The following is a 16079-nucleotide window of genomic DNA, read 5'->3' as shown; positions in this document are numbered from 1 at the left end:
TCTCGGAATTTAAGCTGTTGGGGGAAGCGTTGTTGCTCCCACGTACAACCGGGGCAACGCTGGACTGCGAAATGTTTGGTGTTGCGAAGCCTATCGGTTTGCGCAAGCCTTCATCCCGGCAGGGATGCAAGATGGTAGCCGGGGGTTGCTGCGTAGCAGCGTACCCCCGGAAAACGAGCCCCAAAAAATACTCACCATCCCGCGGTGGCCAATGGCCACCGCGGGATGGTGAGTGGCGAGGCGGGATTTACATGTCCGTCGGTGGCGCTATCGCTTACCGACGGCTACCATCTTGCATCCCTACCGGGATGAAAACTTGTGCAAGCGACAAATCTCTCCAAGCCCAAACATTTCGCAGCCCAGGCTAACGCCCAAGCGGCTCACATGGTTGTGCTGCTCAATCCTGCCGAACTGCTCAGCGAAACGGACCTACACCAACGAGTCGCCGCGAGCGTAACGTCCGAGGGTTTGCTGGTATTTCTTCTTGCCTTCTTCGACGCTTTGGCGAATCGCTTTGGTGCTTTCTTCGCTTTCTTTGCGGAGTTCCGCGATCATCTGCAGCGACTCGATTTGGAAACCGCTGATCGCGTCGACCAGCTTCTGCACCGACTCGGGATCAATCGTGCTTCCGTAGCCAGCCTTCAAAGCGGCCCGTTCCAATTCGCGACCCAAACCAGCGATGTCTTCCAGTCCCTTGTTCACGCCTTCTTTCATGGCCTCGGTGGCCTGGGTGACTTCGTGCAAACCATGTTGGCTGGTGTAGACCGTGCCGAGGATCGTGAAGACGTGTTCGTTGGTGGTGAAGAACGTCACGGCGCGACGGAACACGCGTTCCTTCACATCGTGAGTTTGTTTCAGTTTGGTGATCAGCGTTTCACCGACGTCGTAGCCGACCTCGAGGTTCTCAGCGATGTCCTTGAGCAACTGGTACGTCTTGTCTTCTTCCTCGAATTTGTGACGGGCTTCGTCACGACGCAGTTCCAGTTGACTTTTGCCGCCCTGGTCTTCTCCCGCGTAGTTGTCGAGCGCCTCCTGTGCGGTGGCCAGCCCATCCTTGGCGGCTTCTAGGATCGGAGCGTGGGTGTCCAGTAATTCACGAGCGAGAACTTCGGCTTCCTTGAGCGCGAAGCGGAAGTCGATGTAGGCGTCCATGATCTGTTCTTCGATGTGCAACGCGTCCTTCGTGTCTTTCGCGACCTCGCCGTAGACTTCCGCGATTTTTTCGAATCGATCGCTGGGGGTTCCGCGACGGAGTTTCATCCACCAGTTCGAGACCTTTTCAGTTCCGCTGATCTTTCCATCGTCCAATTGCGAGATCAGTCGCTTGCTGTCCTCGCGAACCGAATCGAACATTTGAGTGATGTCCATGTAGCGGTTGCCGATTTGGACCGATTCGATGTTGTCACGCACGAGTGCGTTGAACGAACTCATGTGTTTGATCACATCTGCGATCGCCAGCACCTTGGCTTCGTCCAAATGCCGAACGCCCTCGAGCAAGCTGAGCAATTCTTGCGGGGCCGTGTTTTCAGCGGCGCCAAACTTCTTCAGCGTATCGAGGGCACTGTCCAGGTACTGCCGCATGGACTGAGTGTCACGCTGCGTTGCCGGAGCGGCCGGCGTGGTTTGTTGGGCGGACTCTGCCGGAGCGGAGGCTTTGGCTTGCTGGCTCATGACCAAGAACTCGTGCGTAAAAATAGAAACGTGAATAGGAAACTCATTCTCGGGGGGACGCATCCAAGGCAGGATGTTTCGCCGCAAGATTGTACCATTGCCCAGCTTGGCGGATTTTTGCCACCCATCAGGGTGCATCAAATTGATCGCGTCGGTTGGACTTCTCGGGAAACGACCCTGACCCACCAGCGTGGAGCATGACGAGGCGGGGAAGTCGTTTCGAGGACTCTGGTTAGACTACGTTGCACTGCAACCAGGGGCAATCATACGAAAGCGGGACAGACCACTCCCGCGATGCCGCGAAGGGGCGATACAATCCATTTCTCGGCGTCACGAACATCTTGCCTGATTTGCAGCGCCTCGAAGGTCGCGATGACTGGCCTTCTTCATTCAACGCCCACCACTCTTCTCCATTCTCGTCGTCATGGCCAACGCTCAAGCACAAGCGACCGCACCGTCCACCATGGAACAGCTGCGCGAGCGGCGCGCGGCAACCAAACTGCCTGGCGAAGACCTGACGATCGCGGAAACCTTGCGGGTCATGGACGTGGCTCGCGAATTGCGGGACCGGCGTTCGACCGCCGAAGACATGTTTCGTTCTGACGACGTCCGGATTCAACTGCGTGTAAAATTGATGCGAACCGCAGCGTTGTCTGGCGATGATGTCAGTGCGGCGGAGATTGACGCTGCGATTGATCAATACCTGTCCAATCTGCACACCTACGAAGCACCCCAGGCCGGATTCAAAAAGTTTGTCGCCTATTGCTGGATATGGCGGACTCGGATCGCCATGGCAGCAACGACCGCGGCGGCGGCAGGGGCTTGGTACTTTTTTTCCTGAGCCCAGCTCGGTTTTGTCTCGGTCTCGTTGTCGCTTCGCGTTCCCCTCGCACGTTCCTTTCTCCCCCCTCGTTTCGCCATGCCGCTGACCGGCCCCACCGTCCATCAACAACTGCTGACGGCTTACAACCAAGCCGCCACAAAGCTGGAGCAACTCCGTTCCCAATTGGGAGACTTTCAGTCGACCCAGGACACGTTGCAAAATCAAAGGGACGAGACGCTGCGCAGTTTGGCCCAGCACTACTTGCCGGAGTTGACCACCGAAGCGATTCAGGACACCTGGTCCGAGGTACGCCCCTCGATGGCCGAAATTTTGTTGCGAAAACAAGACCATGCACGGCGATTGCACGAGGACCTGGAGGCCGACACACATGGACGAGAAACGCAGGAAGCCGGACTGGCTCAGCTGAACGAATCGATTGAGGCGGCGGAAGCGAAGCAAGAAGAACTGATCACCGCCGTCGAGCAAACGCTCCGAGCGAACCCCGGTTTTGTGACTCTGTCGGACCGCGCTGCGATGGCTGAAGCCGCGCTGGAACGTGCCGAAGCCAACTTGGACGAGATCAGTCAAGATGCCGCGAGAAAGCTGCCGGCGTACGATGAGTGCAATCTGTTCAGCTACTTGAAGGACCGGAAATTTGGAACGTCCGAGTACACCCACCGCGGGTTCACGCGGCGGATGGACCGCTGGGTTGCCAAGCTGACCAAGTATCACGAATCCAAGCGAAACTACGACTACCTGACGACCACTCCCGAGACGATGCGGACGATCATCGCGGAAGATCGGGAGGCGCTCGAAACCGTGATGGAAGAGCTGGCCAAATACCGAGACGATGCCGCTGCGCAACACGGATTGGATCAACACCTTCGCGAGGTGCGTGCGCTCCATCGCCAACGCGATGCGACGCTGAAGGATCTCGATGAGTGGACGCAGCGTTGTGAACAAACACAGGCCAAGCTGACCGAGCTCGAGACGCCGCAGTGTTCTTATTACCGAGAAGCGATCGATCTGTTCCGTGACATGCTGGCTCGGACCGACACGCATGAACTGCGGCAGCAAGCTCGGCGGACTCCCGAGATCACCGACGATCAAATCGTTGCGTCGCTACGTGGGATCGAAACCCGGATGGACGAGACGGAGTTGTCGAGCAATCGGCATCAGGATGAGATGGTGGAGCAGCAACAAATCCATCAAGCGATTGGCCGATTGATTCAGCGATTTCGAGCGTCGGGATACGAGCAAGCTCGTTGCCAGTTTTCGGACATGCTGGACGTGTTGACGCCGCTCGATCGAGCCCGCACGGCGCACGATGTGGACGACCTCTGGAATTCCATCCGGCGGATGCAAAGCTGGGGACCAACCGCGATGGACCGGGTCACGGGCGTCGCGACGCATCCCATGACGCAGGTTTTGGTCAATGCGATGGCGCACGCTGCCGCTGGTGCGATGAGCGAACACGCTCGCCGCGCCGGTCGTCGCACCCGGCGCCGCCGCTGATCGCTCTCGAATCAGGTGGTCTGAGTTTGGTCTCGCGTCGCTTCACGCTTCCCTCGTCACTGAGGTCGTGCAGTTTTTTAGTACCGTGTTGCCAAGCGTTTATGATCACCCTCCCTTGGGACGTTCGAAAAATTAATGGTGGCGGGCGTCTGGGTATCGCCCCGGATGGGGCCGTCATGCTTCGCTCGGGACGGAAGCCCCGAGAGACCGATGCCGGAAAACAAACGGTCGCCCCGGATGGGGCCGTCGTGGGAGTTGGGGGCGTCCCTCGCTCACGCTTCGGGTTGTGATGGGTGGTTGCTGCAGGAACCCGCCAAAACCCAGCACCAGAAAACTGCACGACCTCCGCAGCGGGAGGCGTCGGAAAGCGAGCTTTCCGGGGGAGGGAAATTCACGCCGCCTCCCATGCCCGTCCCTCACCCTCGCGTACGCCTGAACGGCGTCGCTCGACCTCTCCACCAACTTCGTTTCGGGAGAGGGTTCCGGCCGTAGCGAAAGTCGTCAAGACTTTCGGTTTTCCCGCTATCAACAAAACTCTTGACGAGTTTCGCTACCCTGAACTCAAGCTGTAACAGACCACTCGTTGGCAAAACAAGAAAAAAGCCACGCTTGGATGATGGGCATCCAGGCGTGGCCGATGTTGTTGTCTGAACGGTCTTGCTCAGAGAAATCGTTGAGTGTTCCGGGCGATCAGCGAGTGCCGTTGCTCTCGGCCGCCACGCGTGGGATTTCTTTGGCAGCGACGAAGAAGTTGTCGATCTCCGCGGTTTGCTTGAGTTGGTCGTACTTCATGCCCATCGCCACGTTCATTTTCTTTTCGATCAGAACGCTGCGGAGTTCTTCTTGGACCGCACTGAAGTCCGAAACAACGGGCTCGGTGAATCCTTGGCAACGCAGGATGATGTACTTGTCACCCGTCGCGATGATTCCGCTGAGGTCACCGGGCTTCATTTGGAAGACCTCTTTCTCAACCGAGGGCTGGCCACCGTGCTTGCGAATCGGCGGGACCTTCCCGAAGTTGCTGGAGGACACCGGTTCGATGCTGTACTGGTTTGCGAGCTGACCGAAGAATTGGTCTGTCGGGTTGTCGCGAGCCATCTCCCAGACCTTTTGAGCGCTGCGTTGGTCGGACAACACGCACGCCAGAACTTCGGCACGAGGTCCGTAGTGCGACTCGAAGCCTTGTTGCAGGTCTTCTTGGGTCAGGTTCGTTTCGTCTTCGACCAACTTCTTGAGTGCGACGCTCGGCCAGACGACGTCTTCGATGTAAACCTCACGGGTGCCGGGGCCACCTTCGAGGACGGCAGCGAACCAGCCTTCGATGTCCGCGGATCCGTTTGCGTTCATGTAGCCAAAGCTGATCGCGGCTCGTTCGATCTCGCGTTTCAAGTCCTCATTGCTGATCTTCTTGCCCGATTTCGCGAGGGCTTGAGTCAGCAACTTGCGATTGATTTCGCCTTCCAAGACGCTTTCGCCATGACGCTTGATGCACTCGGCTGCCACGTTGGCGATCGAAACTTGTTGTCCATTGATGATTGCGGCGACGCCGGGGTACTTTGCCGATGCTTCGGCGTCCCCCAAGACTTTGACGACTTGAGCTTGTTCCTGAAGTTGGGCGAACAGTTGGCTGGCGGCTGTTTTCATCTTTTCGTCGCGGATTCGGTCGTTGATCTGTTCTTTGATCGCGGGCAAGGCTTGCGGCGCCGGTTGACTGGCTGGCATCCGGCGAACGGCTTGCAAGAACATCCAGTGGTCGCCGACTGGCAACACATCGGAGACTTCCGCCACATCCAAAGCGAAGGCAGCATCTTCAATGGCTTGGTCACCCATGTAGCGGCGGATCGGTGGAATCAATCCACCGACGCTGGCACTGGTGGGGTCTTCGCTGAATTCTTTGGCTAGCCGAGCGAAGCTGCTTGGTTCGGCGACGGCTTGAGCATGCAGTTGGGTGGCTTGCGATTTGTCTTGCACCATCACCATCCGGCATTTGATCGCTTCGCCATATTGGGAAACAAAGGCACGGTTGAATTCGTCTTGGGAAACGACCACTTCGTCGGCCACCAGCTTTCGCAGTGCCAGCATGGGCCAAATGATTTCGCGACTGTATTGATCTGGTGTGATGTCGCGTTCTTCTTGCAGCAACTGCAGGTAGCTTTCGACATTCAGGCCAAACTTCTTGGCGACCCGAAAGATTTCGGTGCGAACCTCTTCATTGGTGACGCCCAGTCCACGGCGGTTGCATTCCTGCATGATCAAGTGCCGGTTGATCAAGTTGTCCAAAACATCGGTCCCGTACCGCTCCACGCTGGCGGAGGCCAACGCATCACGTGAAATCGGGTCGGCATTGACCACGGCGACGACCGAGTTTTCCGCCGCTTCGACTCGCATGGTCGAAACGCCGCCCAGGATCGCCACGATGGCAGCGGTGAGCACAATGGCTCGACGAATGAACGTGCGGGAGGACGTTGGGGGCAACGCCAAGTGTGATTGAATGGTCATCTTCGGACATTCCTTTATCCGGGTGATTTTGGTCCTGAAGTCGCGACTTTAGGAAAATCGCATTTTTGCCTCAAGTTCAATCAAACCATGCAGCGACAGAAACGACGCCAAAGCAGAGACATGGTTGGTAAAAAGGGCGGTTTCGGCAGGTCGGCGAAGGTTAGGTGTTCGATTCTTCGCTTTCGAACAAGCAGATGCGAGCGTGGTTGGGGAGCAATCCCTCGGTCAACGGCTCTCCGAATGCTTCCATTGAGTCGGCGAGCAACCGCCATGACCCAGGCGACCCTTCCATCGGTTTGGTCGGCAACGGTTGGACGGTCGCTGGTTCGTTCGTGTCGTCTTCTTCCTGCAGAGGTGACAGGCGGACCATGACCTGCAACGCCTCGTCCGGGGATTGGTAGCTGAGCGAGTACAGGTTGACCTCGCGGTTGACTTCGACATGAAAGTTGTCCGGTGACAAGAGCCCGGTTTCAACGAAGCGTTTGCGGATCGAGATCAGTGTCTTGTACCAGTTTCGCATCGTCTCGCTGCCCGACTCCACGCTGCCGATCACGGAGGACCGCATCGCTGCTTCGTCGGTGGGGAGCACCCCGTCGCTCCAATCGTGCTGGGGGTAATCGCGTTTGCGACCTCGAACCACCGCCCGTTGCAATCGCGGGTCGCCAAAGTCAACAAAGAACTGAAATGGGTTGGGGGAGGCGAATTCTTCTCCCATGAAGAGCATCGGAATCGATGGCATCAGGATCGCCAGCGTCACTGCGGCGGCCTGCGTCTCCGGCGAGGTCAGTTGATGCAAACGCATGCCGGTGGGATGGTTGCCGATGAAGTCGTGGTTTTGGATGCAGACGATGGACGACCGAGTGTCGATGCGTGGCAGCATTTCGTCGGTGTCCAAGGTGGTGGCCGACTCGCGGCCTCGGTCACCTCGAACGTCACCGGCGAACACGAATCCCCGACGCAGCGTTTTTTCCAAGTCGCTGCCTGGCGAGTAGGTTCGATGGGTGAGTTGTTCGCCCGGCCGAACGGTCGCGAACATGCTGTGGACGTAGTCATCGCTCCACTGCGCATCGAATCCGGTGCCGCCTTCGCTGAGTGGTTTGACCATTGCGGCATCGTAGACGTTGGTTTCGGCGATCAGCCAGACGCGACGGCCGACTTGGTCGGACCAGCGTCGAATCTCCTCGCTCATCTGAGTCGTGATGTGTTTCTCCGAGTCGTCTTTCATGCAGTGAATGGCGTCCACCCGCAGACCATCCAAGTTGTATTCTTGGAGCCACATGATCGCGTTGTCGATCACAAATCGACGAACAAGGTCGCCTCGTTTGGGGTCATCGAAATTCGGAGCTGCTCCCCAGACCGTGTTGTGTTTGCGAGACGTGTAAGGTCCAAACTCAGACCAGTAGTTGCCTTCGGGACCAAAGTGGTTGTAAACAACATCGATCATCATCAGCAGCCCGCGGGTGTGCGCCGCGTCGATCAGTTGTCGGAACTCATCGGGAGTTCCGAACGCCGTCATCGGAGCGTACCAATGTGTCCCGTCGTACCCCCAGTTCCAACGACCAGCGCACGCGGCAATCGGCATCAATTCAATCGCTGTGATTCCCAGGTCGACCAATTCGTCCAAGCGTTCGATGGCGGAGAGATAGGTCCCTTTCTCGGTGAACGTGCCCAGGTGCATCTCGTAGATGATCAGTTCATCCAATTCGTCGGCAGCTGAATCGGCTGTTGGTTGAAAAGGAAACTGAGTGGCAACAATCGCGGAGGGGCCATGGACACCTTCGGGTTGGAAGCGGGACGCCGGATCAGGAAGCGGATGCAAGAGCATGTCGGGGGTCAGTTCGGTTGCGCCATCATCGAACGCCGCGCCGTGTTCTTCGCGAACGAATCGGAATTGGTACCGGGTGCCATCGGTGACCCCGTCGACGATGGCATGATGAAAGCCTCGGTCTTGGCGTTGCATTCGGAACAGTTGGTTCGGAAGCACTTCCAGGACCACCCGTTTTTGCTTGGGAGCCCACAAAGTGAACTCGGCTCGGTTGGCTCCGATCAGTCGGGCTCCCCAGGGGATCGATTCGGGCAGCACGTCGGGGTTGGGTTCCGCCGGAACGTTTTTGGCAGGCGAATCAAAAAGCCCAAACCAACGTGCGCCTTCCAAGACGCCTGACGTGCTGGTTCCACGAGCCAACTTCAATCGATCCACCCAGCCCGAGGCGTGATGCGTGTCGGCGATCTGGCGAGCGATCTGGCGGTCGGCGTTGCCAACCACAACAGCTCGATAGCCAGCGATCAGGGCCGCAGTGTCGTTGCCCGAGTCGCCGCAGAACACGATCTGCTCTGGTTGCAGATCATTTTGTTCGCACCACCACTGCAACGCGAAGGCCTTGGAGGCTCCGTGAGGCAAGACGTCGACCAAGCCATCGTTGTTGAACGGGTCGATGCTGCTGACGATGCTGCAGGGGAGTTCATGCAATTTGAGATACGCTTCGACCGCGTGGTGGCAAGCGTCCAGTTGGTCAGCCGGGACGTAGTAGCTCCATTTGTGTCGGCCTTGTTTGAACGATTCCTGCAAGGTGAAGTCGTCCAGTTCGGCGATCGCTTGCCGATGTTTCTCAATCTCAATGTTGCCGAGGACTTCGTCGAGGAGCTCTTCGTAGGCGGATTGGAGAACGTAATTGCCCTCCCTGTCTCGGCGGTAGATGCTGACACCAACGTCACACAAAATCCAATCTGGATTTGGCAAATCGAATTCACCGATGGCGTTTCGCACGGAATCGAAATGTCGCCCGGTGACGAAAACCAGGGGGATTTCGGTAGTTTGCAGCAACTCACGAATTTGTCCCATCGACACTAAGGCGGCATCGTCCCCTTCGAGAGGCAGGAAAGTCCCATCCAAATCCGTTGCCAAGACCTTCGGTGGCAAGGACGTCATGGAAACGGTTCGTGCAGGGCTGGGGTTGGATGCGATCGTGGAATTCATCGTGTAAGATTAAGCGGTGTCGCGTGAGGATAATGTTTCGATTTTCAGTCAGTTTGCTTCCCCAGGATTACAACGCACGATGACCGATTCGTCGATTGCCCGCAGTCAAGATCCTCCGGCAGGCGTGGCAATCATCGTGGGTGAAGTGCTTTGGGATTGTTTCCCTGATCGCCAAGTTCTCGGCGGTGCTCCGCTGAATGTGGCTTGGAATTTGGCAGGCTTCGGACTGCAGCCTTTGTTCGTCAGCGCGGTGGGGGATGACGATCTCGGCACTGAAATTCTGCGCCGGATGCGTTTGTGGGGATTGTCCACCGACGGCGTCGCTGTTTTGCCGGGCGTTTCCACTGGCACCGTCGCGGTGACGCTTCTGAATGGCGAGCCACAATACGAAATCGTTCGCGGTGTGGCCTACGACCAGATCCCCGTGCCCAACGAATCCGTGTTGGAATCGGTAAAACAACGAATTCGCGAAGCCACCCAGCAAGGTCTGCCTTCGTTGCTGTATCACGGGACATTGGCTTATCGAAGTCCAAGCAATCGTGAAACCATTCACTGCCTCCGCGATCACTTTGCGGACGACGAAGCCACTCAGCTTGACGTGTTCTTTGACATCAATGTTCGGAAGCCACACTACGACGTGGCTTGGTTGGATGAACTGATGCCTGGAGCGGGGTTGGTCAAATTGAACGAGGACGAAATGAGCGACCTGGCTGGTCGCAAATTATCCAGCTCATCCGACCGGCGAGCAGCGGCACGCGAATTGCTTGATAAGTACAGCAATCTCAAATGTCTCCTGGTGACGCTCGGCGCGGACGGCGCGGAGTGTCATTTGAGCGAATCCAGCCAATCCAGTGGCGGCGGTGATGCAAAACCGATCACCGTGGCCGCTCCGGAACCAGACCCTCTGATCGACCCGGTCGGTGCCGGGGACGCGTTTGCGTCGGTGGTGATCGCCGGGCATTTGAGAAATCTTCCGGTGGAGCCAACCCTGAAACGTGCAACTCGGTTTGCATCTCAGGTGTGTGGGCTGCCGGGAGCGACCAGCGACGAGACCAGTTTTTATCGGATTGATTTCACCGAGGATCCCCATCGCGTTCCGGATGATTGAACGCAACCTGCGGGCCCGGCCCTTCTATCGACAGGAATGCTATGAGTATGCCCGCCAGCGGGACACTTCGCGTCACTTTGCTTAGTTTGCACGGACTGATCCGTGCTCGAGATCCCGAGCTTGGTCGAGACGCGGACACGGGAGGACAGATCAAATACGTTCTCGAATTAGCGGAAGAGCTTTCGCGTCGAGAAGAAATTGAATCCGTGGAATTGGTCACGCGGCAAATCTTCGACGAGCGGGTCGGTCCGGACTACGCCCAGGTCGAAGAGGTCATCAATTCAAAAGCGAAAATCGTTCGCGTGCCGTTTGGCCCCAAACGATATCTCCGCAAAGAAGGTCTCTGGCCTTATTTGGAGACCTTCATTGATCAGATGTTGGGGCACTACCGGCGAGTTGGTTTGCCTGATTTGATCCACGGGCACTACGCCGACGCGGGTTACGCGGGCGGCCAACTGGCTCGTCTTCTTCACGTTCCCTATGTCTTCACGGGGCACTCCCTGGGACGAGTCAAACGCCAGCGTCTGATCGCGGCATCGCAAGAGTCCAAGGCTCCCAAGCCGCCTCGGGATTTGGACCGGAAGTTCAAATTCACCGTCCGCGAAGAAGCGGAAGAGTTCGCACTTGAGACCGCGTCGCTGGTGATCACCAGCACTGGTCAAGAAGTGGAGGAACAGTACGCGATTTACGATCACTACCAACCCGGTCGGATGGAAGTCATCCCGCCGGGCGTTGATCTCAAGCAGTTCTACCCCGTCGACGAGACGGAGCCGCTGCCACGGATCCACGACCAGCTCACACCCTTTTTGAAGGACGCCGAAAAGCCGATGGTGGTCGCCATGGCTCGTCCGGACGAACGCAAAAACATTGAGATGTTGGTTCGAGTGTTCGGTGAGAATCCCAAGTTTCGCGAAATGGCGAATTTGGTTCTCGTCCTGGGGTCCCGAGACGACCTTCGCGAGATGCCCTCTGGCCAGCGTCGAGTTCTCACCAACGTGTTGCATCTGATTGATGTTTACAATTTGTACGGTCACGTTGCGTATCCGAAGTCGCATCGTCCCAGTGATGTCCCGGACTTGTATCGACTGACCGCCCGCCGCAAGGGGATTTTCGTCAACCCAGCGTTGACGGAACCGTTTGGTTTGACACTGTTGGAGGCCGCTGCCAGTGGCGTTCCGATCGTTGCCACCAATGACGGTGGCCCCAGTGATATCATCGCCAACTGCCAAAACGGATTGCTGATCGACCCGCTTTCAGCAGAGGAAATTGATCATGCGTTGATGCGAGGTTTGACCGAACCAGAGCAGTGGCAGACTTGGTCGGAAAACGGCATCGAGGGGTCGCGAACGCACTACAGTTGGAGCAACCACGTTGACCGTTACCTGCGAGACGTGACTGAGATCATCGAGCAGTCCGCCACCCCCGCGTTGGCACAATCGGCAGGCCGAACGACGCGTCGACTGCCTGAGTTCGACCGCATCATCATGACGGACCTCGACAACACGTTGACCGGCGACGACGACGCGTTGGCCGACTTTGTTGATCTGTTGAACACGGCAGGTCGGGACATTGGGTTCGGGATCGACACCGGCCGATCTCTCGACGAAGCGATGGCGTTGATCACCAAGCTCAACTTGCCGCGTCCAGATGTTTTGTCGGCCGCGGTGGGGACGGAACTTTATTACGGCCAAGACCTCACTCCCGACCTTTCATGGCGAAAGCAGATCAAGCACCACTGGCAGCCCAAGCTGGTTCATGAAGTGCTGGACGATGTGCCGGGATTGTTTCTGCAGCCGGAAAAGGACCAAACCGAGTTCAAAATCAGTTATCGGATCGACCCAGAAGCATCGCCGGCGGTCGCGCAAATCCGCAAAATGCTTCGTTCGGCGGGACTTCGTGTGAAAGTCGTGTTGTCGCTGGGATCGTTTTTAGACATCATCCCGCTCCGCGGCGGCAGCGAACTGTCGTTGCGACACCTTGCTTATCGCTGGGGTTTTGAACCGGAGCGATTGCTGGTCGCGGGTGACTGCGGCAATGACGAAGGCATGCTGAAGGGCGGCACATTGGGCGTCGTCGTGGGGAATTACAGTCCCGAGCTCGACAAGCTGCGTCGATTGCCACGGATTTACTTCGCCGAGGGGCATCACGCTCGCGGGATCATGGAAGGAATCGAGTACTACGATTTCTTGAACCATATCCGGATTCCGAACGATCGGATCGAGCACGAGCCTGGGAAGCACCGGACCAGCGAAACGGCAGGCGACGAATCGAACGAACAACATGACGAACCATCCGCAGGCGAAATGAATGACGACCCTCATCAACGTCAATCTTCCGAAACCGCCACTGCCTCCTGATTCAGCCCCCGCTCCAGCAGACACCATGAACGCAATGCACACCAATGCGCTGATGCACGCGGTTCGCAATGGCGTGAAGGATTCGCGGGCGCAAAGCGCGCTGAATCGTTTGCTGCCACGATTGGAATCGTTTTGGGAGGTCGAAAACGTCTCTCAAAGAGAAGCCGACGAAATTCAATTGCGAATCGTTCAGCACTGGGATGACCTGTTCGGTCACTTGGTGCACTTGTATGGCGATCAATGGGATTTCTTTTATCACCTCGAACAGATCCTGCTCACGATCATTCGTGGCTGGCGGATGCGCCCGGAGCCGTTGAAAAACGACGATGAAAATCGGATCAATAATCCGGAGTGGTACCAGTCGGAGAAGTTGGTTGGCGGGGCGTTGTATGTGGACTTGTTCAGCGAGAACCTCGGTGAATTGCGGAAGCAGATCCCCTACTTTCAAGATCTCGGGCTGACCTATTTGCACCTGATGCCGCTGTTCGCAGTGCGTCCGGGCAACAATGACGGCGGCTACGCGATCAGCAATTATCGCAGCGTCGATCCTCGTGTCGGAACGATCGATGATTTGCGTTTGCTGGCCGAAGATCTTCGTGAAGCGGGGATCTTGTTGGTGCTGGATTTCGTGTTCAATCACACCGCGGATGATCACTACTGGGCACAGCAGGCTCAGTCAGGAAACGAAGAGTATCAAAAGTACTACTTCATCTTTCCTGATCGCAGTGTGCCGGATCAGTACGAGCGGACGCTGCGTGAAATCTTTCCCACCGTCCGTCGCGGGAACTTCACCTGGCATGATGGCATGCAGCAGTGGGTTTGGACCACGTTCAACAGCTTTCAGTGGGATTTGAATTATCGAAACCCGGAAGTCTTTCGAGCGATGTTGTCGGAGATGTTGTTCATCGCCAACACGGGAGTTGACTTGTTGCGTCTGGACGCGGTTGCGTTCATCTGGAAGCAAATGGGAACGAATTGCGAGAATCTTCCCGAAGCCCATACGTTGATTCGAGCGTTCAATTCCTGCGTTCGAATCGCAGCCCCGGGACTGGTGTTCAAAAGTGAAGCCATCGTTCACCCCGATGACGTCGTCCGGTACATCAGTCACAAAGAATGCCAGACTTCCTACAATCCAACGCTGATGGCGCTGATGTGGGAGTCGCTCGCGACGCGCGATACGAAGCTGTTGCGACGTTCGCTTGCGCGGCGTCACAAGTTGCCCGAGCGGACCACGTGGGTGAACTACCTGCGCTGCCATGACGACATTGGTTGGACTTTTGACGATGCGGACGCTGCGGCGGTTGGCATTGAAGCCTTTGGGCATCGCCAGTTTCTGAATGCGTTTTACACCGGCCAATTCGAAGGCTCCTTCGCGCGCGGGGTCCCGTTTCAGCACAATCCTGACAACGGTGACATGCGGATCAGCGGCACGCTGGCTTCGCTCGCGGGGTTGGAACAAGCGATCGAAGCCGATCGAGATGATTGGAAGGAACTAGCGATCCGCCGAATCCTGTTGCTCAACGCGATGATGCTCAGTGTCGGCGGGATTCCGCTGGTTTACTTGGGCGAAGAGTGGGGCGCGCTGAACGACTACGATTTCGTCAAGGATCCTGCGAAGGCCGGGGACACCCGATGGGTTCACCGGCCGAAGATGCAGTGGAAGTTCTTGGACGAACTGGGAGACGACGGCTCGATCCGAGGCCGTATTTATCGATCGATTCGAAAGCTGATTGCGATTCGCAAGATGACACCCGCGTTTGGTGGGTTGGACATGGAGTTGTTGATTCTCGAATCGCCTCACCTGCTCGGTTACGTCCGCCAACACGAAGGCAATCGGGTGATTGTGGTCGCGAACTTCTGTGAGCATCCGCAGCAGATCGACAGCAATCGACTTCGGACGGCAGGGATGGGGCGTTTCTTTGAAGACCTGTACTCCGGTCAAACGATCACAACGTCCCATCCACTGGAACTGGGGCCGTACGAGTTCATGTGGCTGCATCGCGTTTGATCAGACGATCAGCATCGCGTCGCCGTAGCTGAAGAAGCGGTATTCGTTTTCAATCGCCTCTTGATACGCACGGCGAATCAGGTCGTGGCCTGCAAAGGCGCTGACCAGCACCAGCAGCGAACTTTTGGGTTGATGAAAGTTGGTGATCAGCGCATCCACGACGCCGAAGCGATACGGTGGCTTGATGAAGATGTCCGTCGCTCCGGTCCAGGTTTCTGCGACGCCGCGACCGTCGGATTCGTTTCGGTTGGCAACGCAGCTTTCCAGGACACGGACGCTGGTCGTTCCGATGGCCACACAACGCCCTCCACCGCTTCGGCGGTCGTTGATCTGCGAGACGGCGTCGCTTTCGATGCGGCCCCATTCTTCGTGCATGCGGTGTTCGTCGATGTCATTGACTTCGATCGGACGAAAGGTGCCGATGCCGACATGCAGGGTGACTTCCGCCATGGCGGTTTGCCCCTTGGCAATTTCAGTCAGCAAAGACTTCGTGAAGTGCAGACCCGCGGTGGGGGCGGCGACGCTGGCGGCGTCTTCGGGTTTGCTGCTGGCAAACACCGTTTGATAATTGGTGACATCCGCATCCACCATGTGCCCATCTCGAATGTACGGTGGGATTGGAACGCGGCCGTAGCGGTCCAGCCATTTTCCGGGCTCGATTGCCTGCGGCGGTCCCTCGAAAAAATCGTTGGGGACAGGTTGGACCAGCAGGTGTCCCTGGTCGTCACGCCCGATCACCATCAGTTCTCCACCGGCACGAGCATCGCGGTCATCCAAGGTGATCGTTTCGCCAGTCTGCAGCGTGCCACGCGTCTTCGTCAGCAGTTCCCACACACCGGTCGCTCGATCGGACCGCAGGAACAGTCCCTGCCATCGGCCACCGGTTTTCGTACGGCGTCCAAACAAGCGTGCCGGGACGACTCGCGAATTGTTCATCACCATCACGTCTTCGGCTCGGAGCAGCTGCGGGAGGTCTCGAACGTGATGGTGTTCGATCTCGCCAGACGCCCGATCGATCACCATCAGCCGAGCGTCGACGCGGTTGGGCAGTGGTTCCTGTGCGATGCGTTCGCGAGGCAATTCGTAGTCGTAGAGATCCAAGGATGGCATGCGGAAGGACG

The 16079-nt window shown here is 57.3% G+C and carries 9 protein-coding genes; 5 read left to right on the top strand and 4 right to left on the bottom strand.

The annotated features are described in order from the left end of the window. Positions 1-429: 429 nt before the first annotated feature. Positions 430-1671, bottom strand: a complete 1242-nt coding sequence (locus UH5x_RS07200; protein WP_482635223.1) for a cell surface protein — start codon at positions 1669-1671, stop codon at positions 430-432. Between the two features lie 424 nt (positions 1672-2095). On the opposite strand from UH5x_RS07200, the gene UH5x_RS07195 reads away from it, so the two are divergent. Together UH5x_RS07195 and UH5x_RS07190 are read left to right on the top strand one after the other, a co-directional pair. Next, on the top strand, positions 2096-2512 hold the full coding sequence (locus tag UH5x_RS07195) for a DUF6384 family protein (RefSeq protein WP_482635222.1): 417 nt from the start codon (positions 2096-2098) through the stop codon (positions 2510-2512). Positions 2513-2590: 78 nt separating this feature from the next. Continuing rightward, positions 2591-4009 carry a hypothetical protein gene (locus UH5x_RS07190; protein WP_482635221.1) on the top strand — a complete coding sequence of 473 codons (1419 nt, stop codon included), beginning with the start codon at positions 2591-2593 and terminating at the stop codon, positions 4007-4009. A gap of 690 nt (positions 4010-4699) precedes the next feature. Here the strand turns inward: UH5x_RS07190 and UH5x_RS07185 are convergent. Next, positions 4700-6508, bottom strand: a complete 1809-nt coding sequence (locus tag UH5x_RS07185; protein WP_482635220.1) for a peptidylprolyl isomerase — start codon at positions 6506-6508, stop codon at positions 4700-4702. Positions 6509-6668: 160 nt separating this feature from the next. After that, a complete protein-coding gene (locus tag UH5x_RS07180) occupies positions 6669-9485 on the bottom strand; it encodes an HAD-IIB family hydrolase (protein WP_482635219.1) in 2817 nt (938 codons plus the stop codon). 79 nt (positions 9486-9564) lie between these two features. Between UH5x_RS07180 and UH5x_RS07175 the strand changes: the two genes are divergently transcribed. Genes UH5x_RS07175 through UH5x_RS07165 form a run of 3 tightly spaced genes read left to right on the top strand, consistent with a single transcriptional unit; the run spans position 9565 to position 14958 of the window. Next, complete coding sequence (locus UH5x_RS07175) at positions 9565-10593, top strand: carbohydrate kinase family protein (protein WP_482635218.1); 1029 nt, start codon at positions 9565-9567, stop codon at positions 10591-10593. Positions 10594-10634: 41 nt separating this feature from the next. Next, positions 10635-12950, top strand: coding sequence for an HAD family hydrolase (locus tag UH5x_RS07170; protein ID WP_482635217.1), 2316 nt, complete (start codon positions 10635-10637; stop codon positions 12948-12950). Positions 12951-12975: 25 nt separating this feature from the next. After that, positions 12976-14958, top strand: a complete 1983-nt coding sequence (locus UH5x_RS07165; RefSeq protein ID WP_047813545.1) for an alpha-amylase family glycosyl hydrolase — start codon at positions 12976-12978, stop codon at positions 14956-14958. Here UH5x_RS07165 and queA read toward each other — a convergent pair whose 3' ends face one another. Beyond that, positions 14959-16068: a tRNA preQ1(34) S-adenosylmethionine ribosyltransferase-isomerase QueA gene (gene queA, locus UH5x_RS07160; protein WP_482635216.1), complete on the bottom strand. Its 1110-nt coding sequence runs from the start codon at positions 16066-16068 to the stop codon at positions 14959-14961. It lies immediately after the preceding gene. Positions 16069-16079 lie beyond the last annotated feature (11 nt).

This window comes from Rhodopirellula sp. UH5, from assembly GCF_056839225.1.
This window is presented reverse-complemented; position numbering and strand designations above follow the sequence as displayed.

Coding starts and splice junctions, on each gene's coding strand:
- UH5x_RS07165 (WP_047813545.1), top strand. CDS start 12,976: ATGAACGCAATGCACACCAATGCGCTGATGCACGCGGTTCGCAATGGC.
- UH5x_RS07200 (WP_482635223.1), bottom strand. CDS start 1,671: ATGAGCCAGCAAGCCAAAGCCTCCGCTCCGGCAGAGTCCGCCCAACAA.
- UH5x_RS07175 (WP_482635218.1), top strand. CDS start 9,565: ATGACCGATTCGTCGATTGCCCGCAGTCAAGATCCTCCGGCAGGCGTG.
- UH5x_RS07180 (WP_482635219.1), bottom strand. CDS start 9,485: ATGAATTCCACGATCGCATCCAACCCCAGCCCTGCACGAACCGTTTCC.
- UH5x_RS07170 (WP_482635217.1), top strand. CDS start 10,635: ATGAGTATGCCCGCCAGCGGGACACTTCGCGTCACTTTGCTTAGTTTG.
- UH5x_RS07185 (WP_482635220.1), bottom strand. CDS start 6,508: ATGACCATTCAATCACACTTGGCGTTGCCCCCAACGTCCTCCCGCACG.
- UH5x_RS07190 (WP_482635221.1), top strand. CDS start 2,591: ATGCCGCTGACCGGCCCCACCGTCCATCAACAACTGCTGACGGCTTAC.
- queA (WP_482635216.1), bottom strand. CDS start 16,068: ATGCCATCCTTGGATCTCTACGACTACGAATTGCCTCGCGAACGCATC.
- UH5x_RS07195 (WP_482635222.1), top strand. CDS start 2,096: ATGGCCAACGCTCAAGCACAAGCGACCGCACCGTCCACCATGGAACAG.